General features: G+C 65.6%; 17 protein-coding genes and 1 pseudogene. 15 read left to right on the top strand and 3 right to left on the bottom strand.

What is annotated here, in order from left to right; translation table 11 throughout:
* Positions 1-44: 44 nt before the first annotated feature.
* Complete coding sequence (locus tag ACO2Q9_RS00340) at positions 45-1,043, bottom strand: Bug family tripartite tricarboxylate transporter substrate binding protein (RefSeq protein WP_423307148.1); 999 nt, start codon at positions 1,041-1,043, stop codon at positions 45-47.
* Positions 1,044-1,117: 74 nt separating this feature from the next.
* The gene (garD, locus tag ACO2Q9_RS00335) at positions 1,118-2,674 is read right to left on the bottom strand and encodes a galactarate dehydratase (protein WP_423307146.1); all 1,557 of its coding nucleotides are present in this window, start codon (positions 2,672-2,674) and stop codon (positions 1,118-1,120) included.
* A gap of 52 nt (positions 2,675-2,726) precedes the next feature.
* Here garD and ACO2Q9_RS00330 point away from each other — a divergent pair, with 52 nt between their 5' ends.
* The 10 genes from ACO2Q9_RS00330 (at position 2,727) to ACO2Q9_RS00285 (ending at position 12,481) form a co-directional block, all read left to right on the top strand.
* Positions 2,727-3,542: a FadR/GntR family transcriptional regulator gene (locus tag ACO2Q9_RS00330; RefSeq protein ID WP_423307144.1), complete on the top strand. Its 816-nt coding sequence runs from the start codon at positions 2,727-2,729 to the stop codon at positions 3,540-3,542.
* 149 nt (positions 3,543-3,691) lie between these two features.
* Positions 3,692-4,687: a Bug family tripartite tricarboxylate transporter substrate binding protein gene (locus tag ACO2Q9_RS00325; protein WP_423307142.1), complete on the top strand. Its 996-nt coding sequence runs from the start codon at positions 3,692-3,694 to the stop codon at positions 4,685-4,687.
* Between the two features lie 35 nt (positions 4,688-4,722).
* Positions 4,723-5,634 (top strand): 5-dehydro-4-deoxyglucarate dehydratase, encoded by a 912-nt coding sequence (gene kdgD, locus ACO2Q9_RS00320; protein ID WP_423307140.1) that lies wholly within the window; start codon positions 4,723-4,725, stop codon positions 5,632-5,634.
* Between the two features lie 123 nt (positions 5,635-5,757).
* Positions 5,758-6,678, top strand: a complete 921-nt coding sequence (locus ACO2Q9_RS00315; protein WP_423309857.1) for a Bug family tripartite tricarboxylate transporter substrate binding protein — start codon at positions 5,758-5,760, stop codon at positions 6,676-6,678.
* Positions 6,679-6,732: 54 nt separating this feature from the next.
* Complete coding sequence (gudD, locus tag ACO2Q9_RS00310; RefSeq protein ID WP_423307138.1) at positions 6,733-8,052, top strand: glucarate dehydratase; 1,320 nt, start codon at positions 6,733-6,735, stop codon at positions 8,050-8,052.
* A 27-nt stretch (positions 8,053-8,079) separates the two neighbouring features.
* Complete coding sequence (locus ACO2Q9_RS00305; RefSeq protein WP_423307136.1) at positions 8,080-9,516, top strand: aldehyde dehydrogenase family protein; 1,437 nt, start codon at positions 8,080-8,082, stop codon at positions 9,514-9,516.
* A 76-nt stretch (positions 9,517-9,592) separates the two neighbouring features.
* A complete protein-coding gene (locus ACO2Q9_RS00300) occupies positions 9,593-10,594 on the top strand; it encodes a Bug family tripartite tricarboxylate transporter substrate binding protein (protein WP_423307134.1) in 1,002 nt (333 codons plus the stop codon).
* Positions 10,591-11,532, top strand: a complete 942-nt coding sequence (locus tag ACO2Q9_RS00295) for an AEC family transporter (protein WP_423307132.1) — start codon at positions 10,591-10,593, stop codon at positions 11,530-11,532. The genes ACO2Q9_RS00300 and ACO2Q9_RS00295 overlap by 4 nt, the downstream gene beginning before the upstream one ends.
* A gap of 80 nt (positions 11,533-11,612) precedes the next feature.
* On the top strand, positions 11,613-11,966 hold the full coding sequence (locus tag ACO2Q9_RS00290) for a hypothetical protein (RefSeq protein ID WP_423307130.1): 354 nt from the start codon (positions 11,613-11,615) through the stop codon (positions 11,964-11,966).
* 107 nt (positions 11,967-12,073) lie between these two features.
* Positions 12,074-12,481, top strand: a complete 408-nt coding sequence (locus ACO2Q9_RS00285; RefSeq protein ID WP_423307128.1) for a RidA family protein — start codon at positions 12,074-12,076, stop codon at positions 12,479-12,481.
* Between the two features lie 10 nt (positions 12,482-12,491).
* Here the strand turns inward: ACO2Q9_RS00285 and ACO2Q9_RS00280 are convergent, their stop codons facing one another.
* Positions 12,492-13,394 carry a LysR family transcriptional regulator gene (locus ACO2Q9_RS00280; RefSeq protein WP_423307126.1) on the bottom strand — a complete coding sequence of 301 codons (903 nt, stop codon included), beginning with the start codon at positions 13,392-13,394 and terminating at the stop codon, positions 12,492-12,494.
* A gap of 167 nt (positions 13,395-13,561) precedes the next feature.
* Between ACO2Q9_RS00280 and ACO2Q9_RS00275 the strand changes: the two genes are divergently transcribed.
* The 5 genes and pseudogenes from ACO2Q9_RS00275 to ACO2Q9_RS00255 all read left to right on the top strand — a co-directional run bounded on the left by ACO2Q9_RS00275 (position 13,562) and on the right by ACO2Q9_RS00255 (position 17,628).
* Positions 13,562-14,590 (top strand): amidohydrolase family protein, encoded by a 1,029-nt coding sequence (locus tag ACO2Q9_RS00275; protein WP_423309855.1) that lies wholly within the window; start codon positions 13,562-13,564, stop codon positions 14,588-14,590.
* A gap of 26 nt (positions 14,591-14,616) precedes the next feature.
* Positions 14,617-15,300, top strand: coding sequence for a 4-carboxy-4-hydroxy-2-oxoadipate aldolase/oxaloacetate decarboxylase (gene ligK / locus ACO2Q9_RS00270; RefSeq protein WP_423307124.1), 684 nt, complete (start codon positions 14,617-14,619; stop codon positions 15,298-15,300).
* An 11-nt stretch (positions 15,301-15,311) separates the two neighbouring features.
* Positions 15,312-16,256 carry an amidohydrolase family protein gene (locus ACO2Q9_RS00265; protein WP_423307122.1) on the top strand — a complete coding sequence of 315 codons (945 nt, stop codon included), beginning with the start codon at positions 15,312-15,314 and terminating at the stop codon, positions 16,254-16,256.
* A 1-nt stretch (position 16,257) separates the two neighbouring features.
* Positions 16,258-16,626: pseudogene (gene ligA, locus ACO2Q9_RS00260) on the top strand (protocatechuate 4,5-dioxygenase subunit alpha); the annotation flags it as partial.
* A 99-nt stretch (positions 16,627-16,725) separates the two neighbouring features.
* On the top strand, positions 16,726-17,628 hold the full coding sequence (locus tag ACO2Q9_RS00255) for a class III extradiol dioxygenase subunit beta (protein WP_423309853.1): 903 nt from the start codon (positions 16,726-16,728) through the stop codon (positions 17,626-17,628).
* Positions 17,629-17,630 lie beyond the last annotated feature (2 nt).

Genomic DNA, 17,630 nt, shown 5'->3' with positions numbered 1-17,630 from the left:
ATCCGCGTGCGCACTCCGTGCAGACTGTTACGTCCTTGCGCCGTTCATTCCACCTTGATGTTCGCGGCCTTGATCACCTGGGCCCACTTGTCGACCTCGGCCTTCTGGAAGGCGGCGATCTGCGCGGTCGTCATGTTGGCGGGCTCCATGCCGAAGCCCTTCAGGCGGCCCTGCATGTCGGGGGTGGCGAGAATCTTCGCGATCTCGGTGTGCAGGCGGTCGATGACCGGCGCCGGCGTGCCGGCCGGCACGAAGATCGCCTGCCAGGAGACGACCTCGAAGTCGGTCAGGCCCTGAACGCCGGACTCGGCCACGGTCGGCACGTCGGGCATCGACGCGAGGCGCTTGGCCGACGTGACGGCGATGGCCCGCAGCTTGCCGCTCTGGATGTGCGGCGCGGCGACGACAGTGGTGTCGAACATCATGTCGACCTGGCCGCTGATCACGTCCTGGATCGCCGGACCCGAGCCCTTGTACGGCACGTGCGTGAATTTCACGCCCGACTTGTAGGCCAGCAGTTCCAGCGACAGGTGCTGCGAGGTGCCGCTGCCCGCCGACGCGGACGACAGGCCGCCCGGCTTGGCGCGGCTCGCGTCCAGCACGTCCTTGAGCGTCTTGTAGGGGCTGTCGGCCTTCACGACCAGCACGACCGGGTTGGTGCCGATCAGCGTGACGGGCGAGAACGACTTGATCGGGTCATAGCCGATCTTGGGATACAGGCTCACGTTGATGGCGTGCGAGCTGATCGTGCCGCCGAGGATGGTGTAGCCGTCCGGCGCGGCGCGCGACGCGATTTCCGAACCGACGCTGCCACCCGCGCCGCCCTTGTTGTCGATGACCACGGACGTGCCCAGCACCGTGCCGAGTTGCTGCGAGATGAGGCGGCCCAGCACGTCGGTCGTGCCGCCAGCGGGGAAGGGCACCATGTAGGTGATGGCCTTGCCCGTGGGCCAGGTGCCTTGCGCGGTGGCCGGCACGGTGGCCAGCGATGCGGCGATGCCGAGTGCGGCGGCTGCCGCGGTGATGAGGGATCTGCGTTGCATGGTTTGTCTCCGTATGCAGTTGTTGAAATGCTGTCTTCTTTTCGTTGTGTGTCTCTTCGATGCGCCGTGCGTCGCTACGTCACGGGCGCCGGGTTGAACAGCACCAGTGCGTTGTGCAGCTTCCACTGTTCGGTCCAGGTTTTCTTGCGGCCGCTGGCCACGTCGAGCATCAGCTGGAAAAGCTCCCAGCCCATTTCCTCGATGGTGGCTTCGCCGTCGGCGATGCGGCCCGCGTTCAGGTCCATCAGGTCATGCCAGCGGCGCGCGAGCTCGGTGCGCGTTGCGACCTTGATCACGGGGCATTCGGCCAGGCCATAGGGCGTGCCACGTCCGGTGGTAAAGACGTGAAGGTTCATGCCGGCCGCCAGTTGCAGCGTGCCGCAGATGAAATCGCTGGCCGGCGTGGCAGCGTAGTACAGGCCGTGCTGCGTGACCTTCTCGCCGGGGGAGAGCACGCCGGTGATCGGCGCGCTGCCCGACTTCACCACCGAGCCCATGGCTTTCTCGACGATGTTCGAGAGGCCGCCTTTCTTGTTGCCCGGCGTGGTGTTGGCGCTGCGGTCCACGCTGCCGCGCTGCAGGTAGGCGTCGTACCAGGCCATCTCGCGCACCATGGCGGCGGCCACTTCGGGCGTTGCAGCGCGCGCGGTGAGCTGGTCGATGGCGTCGCGAACTTCTGTCGTTTCCGAAAACATCACCGTCGCGCCGGCCGCCACGAGCAGGTCGGTGCAAAAGCCCACGGCCGGGTTGGCCGTGACGCCCGAGAACGCATCGCTGCCGCCGCACTGCACGCCGACCACAAGCTCGCTGGCAGGCACGGTCTCGCGACGTCGTGCGTTCAGGCGTTCGAGATGAACCTTCGCCTGCCGCAGGATCGAATCGACCATCGACATGAAGCCGACGTGTGCTTCGTCCTGCAGGCAGACGACGTCCAGGCCTTCCGCTTCCTGCTCGCCGCGCGCGTCGCGGATGGGAATGCTGCCTGCGGGCAGCAGCCGCTCGGGCTGCAGCTTCTCGCAGCCCAGGCTCACCACCATCACTTCGCCGCCGAAGTTGGGATTGAGCGCGAGGTTGCGCAAGGTGCGGATGGGGATCACCGCGTCCGGCGCGTCGATGGCGACGCCGCAGCCGTAGCCATGCTCGAGTGCGACCACGCCGTCCACGTTCGGATAGCGCGGCAGCAATTCGTCGCGGATGCGCTGCACTGCGAAGTCGGTGACGCCGGCCACGCACTGCACGGTCTGCGTGATCCCCAGCAGGTTGCGTGTGCCCACACTCCCGTCGGCATTGCGGAAGCCCTCGAAAGTATGGCCGGTGAGGGGGGGGCGTACCGTGCCGCGCGACCCGGCGGGCGGCAGGCCGGTGAGTTCTCGCGCATCAGGCATGCGCAGGCGCTTCTCGTTCACCCAGCCCCCGGCCGGGATGGCGACGAGTGCGTGGCCGATGGTGACGTCATAGCGGCGCACTTCGCCGCCTTCGGGAATGTCCTCGAGCGCGACCTTGTGGCCTTGCGGCACGTTTTCGACCAGGGTGAGTCCGTTGGAAAACGAATCGCCCGAGCGCAGACCGCCCTCGTTGGCGACGATGGCCACGTTGTCGCGCGCATGCATCTGGATGAACAGCGGCGGCATGTGAGTTGTGTTATCAGTTGTCATACAACTAGAGAGGAATTATCATCAGCCCATGTCAAGCCTGTCAACAGGGCAGACCCCGGCCGACGCTTCTGCGGCATCGGCCGATGTCGTGCCCACGTCCATGCCGCCGCGTGCCCGCTCGCGCAGCCTGGCGCATGGGCTCGTCGACAGCTTTTCGCGACGCATCCAGTCCGGCGCCTTGCGTCCGGGCGACAAGCTTCCGACCGAATCCGAAATCGTGCGCGCCCATGGCGTGAGCCGCACCGTCGTGCGGGAGGCGCTCTCGCGCCTGCAGGCGGGCGGTCTCGTGGAAACGCGTCACGGCATTGGCACCTTCGTGCTGGAGCCGGGCAGGGCCGCGATTTTCCGCCTCGAACCGGCTGACATGGCCAATGCGGTGGACGTGCTGCAGGTGCTGGAGTTGCGCATCAGCCTGGAGTCGGAATCGGCGGCGCTCGCTGCCTTGCGCCGCACCGATGCGCAGCTCACCGAGATGCGCGATGCGCTCGATGCCTTCGAGGCCAATGTGGGCGAGGCATCGGAAACCGTGTCACAGGATTTCCGTTTCCACCTGCAGATCGCCCGCTCGACGGGCAATCGTTACTACGCCGACATCATGAGTCACCTGGGCGAGACGCTGATTCCGCGCACGCGCGTGAACTCGCCGCGCCTGGCGATGGAAGATGCCGGCGCCTACCTGCGCCGCGTGAACCGCGAGCACGAGGAAATCTACGAGGCGATCAAGCGCGGTGACCCGGAGGCGGCACGCGCCGCGATGCGGCTGCACCTGACCAACAGCCGTGAACGGCTGCGTCGCGCACAGGAAGAGGCGGGCCGCGCGCCCGCTGCAGACTCTCGGGGTTAATCTGGATTGCTGGCGACTTGCGGTAAAGTTTTTTAAGTTGTACGATGACATACAACAAAACACGAAAGATCGATGGAAAAGCGATCGACATCGCGCATCGCATTCACCCGCATTGCATTCACCGTTAGACACGCCAGGAGACAAAAGACATGACCGCATCCCGACGCCACGCACTTGCGACGGCCATTTCTGCCACTGCCATCGCCGCATTCGGCGGGCTCGCTGCTGCGCCTGCGCCCGCAATGGCACAGGCTTTTCCGAGCAAGCCGATCCGCATCGTCGTGCCATACCCCCCGGGCGGGTCGTCCGACATCATTGCCCGTGCCATCAGCCAGGGTCTGTCGGAGGCGCTGGGCCAGTCGGTCATCGTGGAGAACAAACCCGGTGCCAACGGCAACCTGGGCGCAGAGTTCGTCGCACGCGCCGCGCCGGACGGCCACACCGTGTTGTTGTGCGACGTGGGCGCGCTGGCGATCAGCCCGTCCGTTTACACCAAGCTGTCGTTCGACCCGGGCAAGGATCTGCGCGGCGTGACGATGCTCGCGTATTCGCCGCATCTGCTGGTGGTGCATCCGTCGGTGCAGGTGAGCAACCTCAAGGAACTCGTCGCCCTGTCGAAGACTGCCAATCTCAATTTCGCCGTCACGGCCACCGGCAGCGCGCCGCACCTCGCGGGCGTCGCAGTCGAACGCGCTTCCGGCGCACGCTGGCAGTACGTGCCCTACAAGGGCGGCGTGCAGGCCATCCAGGACACGGTGGCCGGCCAGACCCAGGTGCTGATGAACGGCATGCTGGCGACGCTGCCCCAGGTGCAGGCCGGCAAGCTCAAGGTGCTGGGCGTTTCCAAGCGCACGCGCATGCCGCTGATCGGCGACGTGCCGACGCTCGCCGAACAGGGCCTTTCCAATTTCGAGTCCGGCACCTGGCAGGGCGTGCTCGCGCCGCGCGGCACGCCGGAAGCCGTCATCACCCGCCTGAACACCGAACTGATCCGCGTGATCCGCTCGCCCGACATCCGCGCACGCCTGACCGGGCAGGGTGCCGAGGTCGTGACCATGAGCCCCGCCGAGCAGGACAAGTTCTTCGTCGCCGAACGCGCCCGCTGGGCCGAAGTCGTGACGCAGGCACAGATCAAGCTCGACTGATTTCCTTCACCATCACCCATCACTCCACGCAAGCCATGGATCCACAACAACTCAAATCCATCATGGGCAGCGGCCTGCTGTCTTTTCCGCTGACCGACTTCGACGCCGACGGCAACTTCAACGCGCGTGGCTACGTCGAGCGCCTGGAGTGGCTCGCACCCTATGGCGCGACCGCGCTGTTCGCCGCGGGCGGCACAGGTGAATTCTTCTCGCTCACCGGTGACGAGTACCCCGCCATCATCAAGACGGCGGTGGACACCTGCCGCGGCAAGGTGCCGATCATCGCGGGCGCAGGCGGGCCCACGCGCTTCGCGATCGCTTGTGCGCAGGCGGCCGAGAAGGCCGGCGCCCATGGCGTGCTGCTGCTCCCTCACTACCTGACCGAAGCCGGCCAGGAAGGCCTGGCCGCGCACGTCGAAGCCATTTGCCGCAGCGTGAAGTTCGGCGTCATCGTCTACAACCGCGCGCAAAGCCGGCTGATGCCCGAGACGCTGGCGAAGCTGGCCGAACGCAACCCGAACCTCGTGGGCTTCAAGGACGGTATTGGCGACATCGAGCTCATGAGCTCGATCTACATGCGCATGGGCGACCGCTTCGCCTACCTCGGCGGCCTGCCGACGGCCGAGGTCTATGCCGCCGCCTACAAGGCGCTGGGAACGCCGGTGTATTCGTCGGCGGTGTTCAACTTCATCCCGAAGACCGCCATGCAGTTCTACGAAGCCGTGCGCACCGACGACATGGCCACGCAGCACCGCCTGCTGCGCGATTTCTTCATGCCGTATCTCGCGATCCGCAACAGGGGCCACGGGTATGCGGTGAGCATCGTCAAGGCCGGTGCGAAGCTTGTCGGTCACGACGCGGGCCCGGTACGCGCGCCGCTCACCGACCTCAAGCCTGACGAGATGGCCGAGCTCGATCAGCTCATCAAGGCGCTCGGTCCGCAATAGGCGGACCGGGCCATCGTTGATCATCAAAGAAGGAGACAAGACATGAAAAATTCCCGTTCGCTTCGCGCGTTGATGGCGGCCGCCGTCGGTGGTGCCGCCCTCATCCTTGCCGCTGCTGTACCCATGGTGGCACATGCGCAGACCAGTTGGCCCGAGAAGACCGTCACCATCATCGTGCCGTTCCCGCCGGGTGGTTCCACCGACACCATCGCGCGTGTGATGGCGCAGCACATGCAGGAAAAGCTGCAGCAGACCTTTGTGGTCGACAACAAGCCGGGCGCAACCGGCACCATCGGTGCGGCGCAGGTCAAGCGCGCGCCGGCCGACGGCTATACGCTGCTGTTTTCGTCGCTGGGTGCGTATGTGATTGCACCGCACCTGGTGAAGGGCGTGCCGTACGACGCAGTGAACGACTTCGACTACATCACCGTGCCGGTGCAGGCGCCCAACGTGCTGGTGGCCAGTCCTGCGCAGTCGGCGAAGACGCTGCAGGAAGTCGTCGCATTGCTCAAGCGCACGCCGAACAAGGTGAGCTTCGCGAGTTCGGGAAACGGCTCTTCGGACCATCTGTCGGCCGAGATGTTCTGGCAGCAGAGCGGCACGTCTGGCGTGCACGTGCCCTACAAGGGCGGCGCACCGGCGATCAACGATCTGCTGGGCGGGCAAGTCGATTTCTCGTTCCAGAACGTGAATGCCGTGCTTCAGCACATCCGCACCGGCAAGCTGCGCCCGATCGCCGTCACCGGTGACAAGCGCTCGCCCGTGCTGCCCGATGTGCCCACGCTCGCCGAAGCCGGCGTGCAAGGTGCCGAGGTGTATTCGTGGCAAGGCCTGGCAGCGCCCAAGGGCCTGCCCGCAGCCGTGAAGAAGAAGATCGCCGACGCAGCCGTTGCATCGATGAACGACCCCGCGATCCGCAAGCGCATGGAAGAGCAGGGTCTGGAGATCGTGGCGAACACGCCCGAGGCCTTCAGCGCTTTCCAGGCTCGCGAGTTCGCCCGCTGGAAGAACCTGATCGAAACACGCAAGATCACGGCTGACTGATTTTTCTGCAGAGCTTTCCTGATGACATCGACTTCCCCTGCCAGCCTCCAAGGCATGCCCGTCGTGCACGATATGCGCGTGGTACCCGTCGCCGGACATGACGGCATGCTGCTCAACCTGAGCGGCGCACACGGGCCGTTCTTCACGCGCAACATCCTCATCGTCACCGACAGCGCCGGTCGCACCGGCGTGGGCGAAGTGCCAGGCGGCGAGAAGATCCGCCAGACGCTGGAAGACGCGCGGGAGCTCGTGGTCGGGCAGCCGCTCGGCCGTCATCAGGCGATCCTGCAATCGATGGAAGCCCGCTTTGCCGACCGCGACTCGGGCGGCCGCGGGCTGCAGACCTTCGACCTGCGCGTGACCATCCACGCCATGGCGGCGATGGAGTGCGCGCTGCTCGATCTGCTGGGGCAGTTCCTCGGCGTTCCTGTCGCTGCGCTGCTCGGCGAGGGGCAGCAGCGCGACCGCGTGCTCGCGCTCGGCTACCTGTTCTATGTGGGCGACCGCAAGTTGACGGACCTGCCGTACCGTGAGGAGCCGGAAGCGGCCGATGACTGGCAACGCCTGCGTCATGAGAAGGCGATGACGCCCGAGGCCATCGTGCGTCTGGCGGAAGCGGCGCACGCGCGCTACGGCTTCGCGGACTTCAAACTCAAAGGCGGCGTTCTGCGCGGCGAGGAAGAGGTCGAGGCCATCCGTGCATTGCACGAACGCTTTCCGCAGGCCCGTGTGACGCTGGACCCGAACGGCGGCTGGCTGTTGAAGGACGCGATCCGCATCACGCGCGACCTGCATGGTGTGATGGCGTATGCCGAAGACCCGTGCGGCGCGGAAGAAGGCTTCTCCGGACGCGAGGTGATGGCCGAATTCCGCCGCGCCACCGGTCTGCCGACGGCCACCAACATGGTCGCGACCGACTGGCGGCAGATGGCCCATGCGCTCGCGCTGCAGTCGGTCGACATCCCGCTGGCCGACCCGCATTTCTGGACGCTGTCGGGCTCGGTGCGCGTGGCGCAGACCTGCCGCGACTGGGGCCTGACCTGGGGCTCGCATTCCAACAACCACTTCGATGTGTCGCTGGCGATGTTCACGCACGTGGCTGCGGCTGCGCCGGGCAAGGTGACGGCCATCGACACGCACTGGATCTGGCAGGACGGCCAGGCGCTCACGCGCGAGCCGCTGCAGATCAAGGGCGGCTACATCGATGTACCCGGTAAGCCGGGCCTGGGCGTCGAGCTCGACATGGCGGCACTGGAACGCGCGCACGCACTCTACAAACAGCACGGGCTGGGTGCGCGCGACGATGCCATCGCGATGCGGTACCTCGTGCCCAACTGGAAGTTCGACCCCAAGCGGCCGTGCATGGTGCGTTGACCTTCTTCATCTTCCGCGAGAACATTCATGACCCGCTTCGACAACCTGATCGCCGGCCAGTGGACGGCGGGCAGCAGTTACAGCCGCAACATCAACCCGTCTGACCTGTCGGACGTGATCGGCGAATACGCGCAGGCCGATGCCGCACAGGTGGCGCTCGCGGTGGCCGCGGCGCAAAAAGCCTTCCCTTTCTGGGCGACCGGCAGCGTGCAGGCGCGCAGCGACGCGCTGGACAAGATCGGCAACGAGATCATCGCGCGCAAGGACGAGCTGGGCACGCTGCTCGCGCGTGAAGAAGGCAAGACCAAGGCAGAGGGCATCGGCGAAGCGGCGCGCGCGGGGGCCATCTTCAAGTTCTTCGCCGGCGAATGCCTGCGCCTGTCCGGCGAAGTGCTGCCTTCCGTGCGACCGGGCATCGGCGTGGAGATCACGCGCGAGCCCATCGGGGTGGTCGGCCTCATCACGCCGTGGAACTTTCCGATCGCCATTCCCGCGTGGAAGATCGCGCCCGCGCTCGCCTTCGGCAACTGCGTGGTGATCAAGCCGGCCGACCTCGTGCCCGGCTGCGCATGGGCGCTGGCGGACATCATCTCGCGCAGCGGCATTCCTGCGGGCGTGTTCAACCTCGTCATGGGGCGCGGCAGCGTCATCGGCGACGTGCTGGTCAACCATCCGGGCGTGGCGGCCATCAGCTTCACCGGGTCCACGGGCGTGGGTGGACGCATTGCGTTGCAGTGCGCGCAGAACCTCAAGAAGGTGCAACTCGAAATGGGCGGCAAGAACCCGCAGGTGGTGCTGGACGACGCCGATCTGAACCAGGCGGTGGAGCTGGCGGTGCAGTCGGCGTTCTATTCGACGGGGCAGCGTTGCACCGCATCCAGCCGGCTGATCGTGACCGAGGGCATCTATCCGAAATTCATCGCGGCCATGAGGGAACGCATGGCGAAGATCAAGGTGGGCGATGCGCTGGCGCAGGGAACGGACATCGGACCGGTGTCGAGCCAGAGCCAGCTGGAGCAGGACCTGGGCTACATCGAGATCGGCAAGAGCGAAGGCGCAACGCTGGCCGTGGGCGGCGAGCGGCTGAAGCTGGCGACGGACGGCTTCTACATGGCGCCTGCGCTCTTCAGCGAAAGCGCGGCGTCGATGCGCATCAACCGCGAAGAGATCTTCGGGCCGGTGGCGAGTGTCATCCGTGTGAAGGATTACGAGGAAGCGCTGGCCATGGCCAATGACACGCCGTTCGGTCTTTCTGCCGGCATCGCGACAACCAGCCTGAAATACGCGACGCACTTCAAGCGCCACAGCCAGGCGGGCATGGTGATGGTGAACCTGCCGACGGCGGGTGTGGACTACCACGTGCCCTTCGGCGGCCGCAAGGGTTCGAGCTACGGCCCGCGCGAGCAGGGGCGCTACGCGCAGGAGTTCTTCACGGTGGTGAAGACGGCTTACACGCTGGCCTGAGGTCGCGCCCGGCAAAGAGGTCGCCTCGGCAGGCGCTGCTCGCAGGGCTGGCAGTGCAGGGGTAGACTTCCGCTTCATGACGCGTTCCACCCCAGCTTCATCCCCCGTTTCCCATGTCCGTCGCGAACTGCTGATCGCAGGCTTCGCATTGGCGGCAGGTCCTTCATTCGCGCAGCCGCTCTCGCAACGTCCCATCCGCATCGTCGTGCCCAATGCGGCAGGCGGCGCGGCCGACATCACGGCGCGTACGGTGGGGCAGAAACTGTCCGATGCGATGGGTCAACCCGTGGTCATCGACAACCGGCCCAGCGCGGGCGGTGTCGTGGCGGGCGAACTGGTGTCGCGCGCGGAACCGGACGGGCACACCTTGCTGCTCGTCTCCAGCGGCACGGCGGTGAGCGCCGCGCTCTTCAAGTCGCTGCCCTTCGACACGCTGAAGGACTTCACGCCCGTCTCGCGCCTGGCGAGTTTCGATCTGGCCATTGCCGCCAACGAAGGCGGGCGTTTCAAGTCGCTGGCCGATGTGCTGACCTATGCACGCGCCAACCCCGGCAAGCTCAACATCGGCACGCCCAACGTGGGCACCACGCAGAACCTGGCGGCCGAGCTGTTCAAGGCCACGGCCGGCATCGACGCCCAGGTGGTACCGTTCAACGGCACACCGCCGGTCATCACGGCGGTGCGTGGCGGCGAGATCGACATCATGGTGGACATCCTCGGGCCGCTGATGCCGCAGATCAACGCCAAGGCGTTGCGACCGCTCGCGATCCTCGGAGACAAGCGCGCGCAGCAACTGCCCGATGTGCCCTCGGTCCGTGAATCGGGCGGCAACCTCGCCGGTTTCAATGTGTCGTCGTGGAACGGCCTGTCGGCACCGGCGAAGACCCCGCGCGAGGTGGTCGCGCGGCTCAACCGCGAACTGCAGGCCGTTCTGAACCAGCCGGACGTGCGCAAGAAGCTGCTGGACCTCAACCTCGTCGCCCAGGGCAGCACGCCCGAGCAACTTGGAGAACAGCTGGACGGCGAAATCAGGCGCTGGTCCGACGTCATCACCCGCGCAAAGATTGCCCGGCAGTGAGCGACGTCCTTTCCATCACGCTGCCGATCTACATCGTCATCGCGATCGGCTTCGCCTGCGCGCGCGCGGGCTGGTTCAGCCGCGCCGACATGCGCGTGTTCGGCAAGTTCGTCATCCAGCTCGCGCTGCCGGCACTGCTGTTCAATGCGCTGTCGTCGCGCACGCTGGCCGAGGTGATCAACCCGGTGTATCTCGTCGCGTACACGGCGGGGTCGTTGCTGGTGGCGGGCATCGGCTTCGCATGGGCGCGATGGGCCGGCAAGAGCCTGTCGGGTGCGGCCGTCGTGGCCATGGGCATGACATGCTCCAACAGCGGCTTCATCGGTTTTCCGCTGGCGCTGCAACTGTTCGGGCCGACCGCAGGTGTGGCACTGGCGCTTTGCATGATCGTGGAGAACGTGCTCATGCTGCCACTGCTGCTGGCCATCGCCGACATGGATGGCGCGCAGGGCAAGGGCAACTGGCGCAAGACCTTCCTCGCCTCACTGGCCGGGCTGGTGCGCAACCCGATGATCCTGGCCATCATCGCGGGGCTGGTGTTCTCGCTGTTCGGCCTGCGCCTGCCGGAGGCCGGTGCGCGTGCGGTCAACCTGTTCGCCACTTCGTGCGGCGCGCTCGCGCTGTTCGTGATCGGCGGCTCGCTGACGGGCACCCCGACGCCGGGTCTCAAGCGCGACGTGTCGGCCATTGCCATCGGCAAGCTGCTGCTGCATCCATTGGCGGTGTTCGTCATGCTCTGGCTGCTGCCGCCGTTGCCCGCGCAGTTGCACGTGGCTGCCCTGATCTTCGCAGCCGTGCCCATGCTCGGCATCTACCCGATCCTCGCGCAGAAGCACGGGCACGATGGCATGGCGGCTGTTGCGCAACTTTTCACTACCGTCATCTCGTTCGTCACCTTGACGGCGCTGATCTGGGCGTTGCAGCACAGGGCCCTTTAGGCATGAAGCGGCATTTCGGCTCCTGATGGGTGCGGTCGATCTTCGGTGCGGGCGACACACTGACAGATGTCGAGTTCAGCATGCTCGGATCGCTGCTCGACGTTCTGCCCGACGAGCAGCGCGCCATCGCCCGCGCGCAGTTCAGTGCCTACGACCTCGTGCAGCGCGAGGTTGATGGACGGGCGCTCAACTTCTATTGCCGCAATCCACAGGCAGCCTTCGGGCCGATCCCGAAGCTGGCGATGGACGTGGCCGAGGCGCGGGTCGCGCGGGTGGCGTTTCAGGTGGCGGAAGATGCCGAGCCGGTCCACGCGACGCTGACCGCGGTGAATGGCCGCGTCTTCTCGGTGGCATTCAGCCGCAGGGTTGACAAATATCCGCGCGGCACGGAGGTCCGGCTGGCCAGGACCAAACGCTCGAAAAAATCGGGATGAGAAGCGCGAACCGGACGACGGCATCGGGATATCAGGATGCAGCAGAATGGGCGCAAACCATTCCAACAGTCAGTGAACCATCTTCCATCCCCGAACAAGGAGATTGCATGACTGTCGAGCTGTTGAATCCGGACGGCCTCTTCAAACCCGATTCCTATCATCAGGTGGCCATCGGCACCGGTTCCCGTATCGTTTTTCTCTCGGGCCAAGTGGCCCAGGACACGACGGGTGCCATCGTCGGCAAGGGCGATCTCGCCCTGCAGGCCGAGCAGGCCTACCGCAATGTGGCGGCAGCGCTCAAGGGTGCCGGCGCGAGCTTTGCCGACGTGGTGAAGGTGACGGTGTACGTCGTGAACTGGACGCCCGACAAGATGGAGTCGCTGATCCAGGGCGCGATGAAGGTGGCGATGGAAATGGGCTTCGATCCGCGCCGGACCATGACGCTGATCGGCGTGAGTGCGCTGGGCTCGCCGGACCTCATGATCGAGGTGGAGGCGGTTGCCGTCGTGGCCTGAAGGCGGCGACTCAGCGATACGGCTTCATCGCGTCCGATACCACGTCCTGCAGCAGCTCCAGCGCGCGCCGGTGTGTCTGTGTCATCGGTCGCCTGGTGGGCCACACGAGTACGAGTTCGCTCATGAGCTTGGGTGAATGGATGCCGCGCACGGTGAAGGGGTCGGCATTCTCGAAGTTGCTGAGCGTGTAGCGGGGCAGCACGGCATGCCCAAGGCCTTCCTTCACGAGGTTGAGGATGCCGTTGAGCCCGTCGACTTCCATCGTCACGTTGGGCCGCTCGCCGATGCGCGTCATGTCTGTCTCGATCTGCAGTCGGAACGCGTTGGGCCGGCTGGGCAGGATGAGGGGCAGGGCGGCGACCTCGCGCAGGCTCACCGGCTTCGCTTTCTTCGGCGGGAGGTGCGGTGAAATGAGGACGAGCTCCTCCTTGTGCAGCGAGAGCATTTCCTGCTCGGCCGAGCGGTCGGGGTTGTAGAGCACGGCCATGTCGAGGTGGCCCAGGCGCAGGCCCTCGTTCATGAGCACCGAGAAGCCTTCGGTCAGCGTGAGCTGCGCCTGCGGCAGGTGCTCACGGAAAGCGTGGGTCAGGGGGACGGTGATCAGCCGCGACAGGCTGGGTGGCAGGCCGATGGACACGCGCCCGGCGAGCGAGCCGCGCGCGGCGCCCAGTTCCTCGCGCGCCAACTGAACCTGATGCAGGATGCCGCGACCGTGCTCCAGCAATATCTTCCCTGCTTCGGTGGGGCTGGCGCCGCGCCCGTTGCGGGTGAGCAGGTTCTGCCGCAACTCGACTTCCAGCAGGCGCACCTGCCGGCTCAGCGCGGGCTGGGCCACACCGAGCGCGATCGATGCGCGCGTGAAACTGCCGAGCTCTGCCACGCGCACGAAATATTCGAGTTGCTTGAGGTCCATCGGTTTTGAATAGCTTTGTCACCATTATGCCGTCTTGATATAGCTGCTAGTGGGGTGCCGGGGTGTCGCCGGGGCCTGCTTCGGGCAACAATCGGCGGGTGATTCCCACGTGCGGGAATCCGTGATTCCCGACCCGAGGACAAGACGAAATGAGCACTGCCCAACCCCTGATCATCGACGTGCATGGTCACTACACGACGGCACCGAAATCCCTGGAAGCCTGGCGAAACCAGCAGATCGCGGGCATCAAGGATCCGTCGGTCATGCCGAAGGTGGCCGACCTGAAGATCAGCGACGACGAACTGCGCGAAACCATCGAGCAGAACCAGCTCGCCAAGATGAAGGAACGCGGCTCCGACCTCACCATCTTCAGCCCGCGCGCGAGCTTCATGGCCCACCACATCGGTGACTTCCAGGTGTCCAGCACCTGGGCGGCGATCTGCAACGAGCTGTGCTATCGCGTCTCGCAACTGTTTCCCGAACACTTCATTCCCGCGGCGATGCTGCCGCAGTCGACCGGCGTCGATCCCGCCACCTGCATTCCCGAACTCGAGAAGTGCGTCAAGGAATACGGCAACGTCGGCATCAATCTCAACCCCGATCCGTCGGGTGGCCACTGGAACAGCCCTCCGCTGACCGACCGTCACTGGTACCCCATCTACGAGAAGATGGTGGAGCACGACATCCCCGCGATGATCCACGTCAGCACGAGCTGCAACGCGTGCTTCCACACCACCGGCGCGCACTACATCAACGCCGACACCACGGCGATCATGCAGCTGATCCAGGGCGACCTGTTCAAGGATTTCCCGACGCTGAAGTTCCTGATTCCCCATGGCGGCGGCGCGGCCCCGTACCACTGGGGCCGTTACCGCGGCCTCGCGCAGGAACTCAAGAAGCCGCTGCTCAAGGACCACCTGTTGAACAACGTGTTCTTCGACACCTGCGTGTACCACCAGCCCGGCATCGACCTGCTGACCAAAGTGATCCCCGTGGGCAACATCCTGTTCGCCAGCGAGATGATCGGCGCGGTGCGCGGCATCGACCCCGAGACCGGCAACTACTACGACGACACCAAGCGCTACATCACCGCCACGCCCAACCTGAGCGACGAGCAGCGCTATCAGGTGTTCGAAGGCAATGCGCGCCGCGTGTTCTCACGCCTGGATGCCAAGCTGAAATCGCAAGGCCGCTGATCCGGCAACAGACAAAGGAAGACAACATGTACGAACTTGGTGTGGTGTACCGCAACATCCAGCGCACTGATCGCGCGACCGCTGACGCACTGGCGAGCCTGGGCTCGGCCACGGTGCATGAGGCGATGGGCCGCGTCGGCCTGCTCAAGCCCTACATGCGCCCCATCTTTGCGGGCGCACAGGTGTCGGGCACGGCGGTCACCGTGCTGCTGCATCCCGGTGACAACTGGATGATGCACGTCGTGGCAGAGCAGATCCAGCCCGGTGACATCGTCGTCGCGGCTGTGACGGCCGAATGCACCGACGGCTACTTCGGCGACCTGCTGGCCACCAGTTTCCAGGCGCGCGGAGCGCGTGCGCTCGTCATCGACGCTGGCGTGCGTGACGTGAAGACGCTGAAGGAAATGAACTTCCCGGTGTGGTCCAAGGCGATCAGCAGCAAGGGAACCATCAAGGCCACCATCGGCTCTGTGAACATCCCCGTGGTGTGCGCCGGCATGAGCGTGAACCCCGGCGACGTGATCGTGGCCGACGACGATGGCGTGGTCTGCGTGCCACGCGCCATTGCTGCAAAGACGCTCGAAGCCGCGAAGGCCCGCGAAGCCAACGAAGGCGAGAAGCGCGACAAGCTGGCATCCGGCATCCTGGGGCTGGACATGTACAAGATGCGCGAGCCGCTGGAAAAAGCCGGCCTGCGTTACATCGATTGAACGGAGCACGCATGACGCAAGCCAACGACAAGCCGACCTCCGGCCCGTTCGAGAAGACCAAGGGCTGGCTCGACTGGTACACCGGCCCGACCAAGCCGACCTTCAAGCTGCCCGCCGGCGCGGTGGACGCGCACTGCCATGTCTTCGGCCCGGGCGCTGAATTTCCGTATGCGCCCGAGCGCAAGTACACGCCGTGCGACGCCAGCAAGGCGCAGCTGTATGCGCTGCGCGACCATCTGGGTTTTGAGCGGAACGTGGTCGTGCAGGCCACCTGCCATGGCGCAGACAACCGCGCGATGGTCGATGCGTGCAAGTCGTCGGGCGGCAAGGCTCGCGGCATTGCCACCGTGCGCCGCAGCATCAGCGACGCTGAATTGCAGGAACTGCACGACGCCGGCGTGCGCGGCGTGCGCTTCAACTTCGTCAAGCGCCTGGTGGACTTCACGCCCAAGGACGAACTGCTGGAAATTGCCGGCCGCATCCACAAGCTGGGCTGGCACGTGGTGATCTACTTCGAGGCGGTGGACCTGCCCGAGCTGTGGGACTTCTTCACCGCGCTGCCGACCACGGTGGTGGTGGACCACATGGGCCGCCCCGACGTGAGCAAACCGATCGATGGCCCCGAGTTCGAGCTGTTCCTCAAGTTCATGCGCGAGCACACCAATGTGTGGAGCAAGGTGAGCTGCCCGGAGCGGCTGTCCGTCAGCGGGCCGAAGGCGCTGGACGGTGAGCAGGCCGCGTACCAGGACGTGGTGCCGTTCGCACGCAAGGTGGTCGAGCAGTTCCCCGACCGCGTGCTGTGGGGCACCGACTGGCCGCACCCGAACCTCAAGGACCACATGCCCGACGACGGCCTGCTGGTGGACTTCATCCCGCAGATCGCTCCGACTGCCGGACTGCAGCAGAAGCTGCTCGTGGACAACCCGATGCGCCTTTACTGGCCCGAGGAGGTTTGACATGGCTCTCGACAAACCCTATCTGGACGTGCCCGGCACGACCATCTTCGACGCTGACCAGTCGCGCAAGGGCTACTGGCTCAACCAGTTCTGCATGAGCTTGATGAAGGCCGAGAACCGCGCGCGTTTCAAGGCCGACGAGGATGCCTATCTGGCCGAATGGCCGATGACGGACGAGCAGCGCGCCGCGGTACGTGCACGCGATCTCAACTGGGCAATGCGCACCGGCGGCAATATCTATTTCCTCGCCAAGCTGGGCGCGACCGACGGTCTGTCGTTCCAGCAGATGGCCGGCAGCATGACCGGCATGACCGAGCACCAGTACCGCGACATGATGATCGGCGGCGGCCGCAGCGCCGAGGGCAACCGCGTGGTGGGCGAGGGCGGCAATGCGCAGGGCCCTGCCGCGCAGTCCGACGCGTGGAAGGACTGGGAGCTGACGCATCAGCAAGCCCTGGCCGCGCAGATCATGGGCGAGCACGCGGCGCGCCAGACCGGAGCGGGCCAGGCTGGCAGCGGCCATGCGCACATCACGGCTTCGGTCTATACCTCGCACGTGCCGGCCATCGGCGCGGCGATCGATCTCGGAAAGACGGAAGAACCGTACTGGAAGCCGCTCTTCGCCGGCTACGAGCCTTCCAAGCAGTGGATGCGCGACAACCGGCCGGACGTGGTCTTCCTCGTCTACAACGACCATGCCACCAGCTTCGACCTCGGCGTGATCCCGACTTTCGCCATTGGCACGGCCGATGAATTCGTGCCGGCCGACGAGGGCTATGGTCCGCGCCCCGTGCCCAAGGTCATGGGCCATCCCGAGCTCGCCAGCCACATTGCGCAGTCGGTGATCCAGCAGGACTTCGACCTCACCATCGTGAACGACCTGAAGGTGGACCATGGCCTCACCGTGCCGATGAACCTGCTGTTCGGCTCGCCCGAGGCGTGGCCGGTGAAGGTGATTCCGTTCCACGTGAATGTGGTGCAGTACCCCGTGCCGTCAGGCGCGCGCTGCTTCGCACTGGGGCAGGCGATCCGTCGCGCCATCGAATCTTTTGACGAACCGCTGAAAGTGCAGATCTGGGGCACGGGCGGCATGAGTCACCAGTTGCAGGGGCCGCGCGCCGGCCTGATCAACAAGGAGTGGGACAACAGGTTCCTTGACCGCCTGATCGCGGACCCGGCCGGTCTGGCGCAGGTACCACACATCGAATATGTGCGCGAAGCCGGCAGCGAAGGCATCGAACTCGTGATGTGGCTGATCGCGCGCGGTGCCATGGCCGACGTTGCGGGCGGTCCCGCCCCGAAGCTGAAGCATCGCTTTTTCCACGTGCCTGCGTCGAACACCGCCGTGGGCCATCTGATTCTGGAGAACTGAAC

It is taken from the genome of Variovorax sp. VNK109, assembly GCF_049445855.1.
In the GTDB taxonomy this organism is placed as follows: Bacteria; Pseudomonadota; Gammaproteobacteria; order Burkholderiales; family Burkholderiaceae_C; genus JAGOCV01.
The sequence above is the reverse complement of the archived record's forward strand: the minus strand, read 5'-3'. Positions and strand labels throughout refer to the sequence as shown.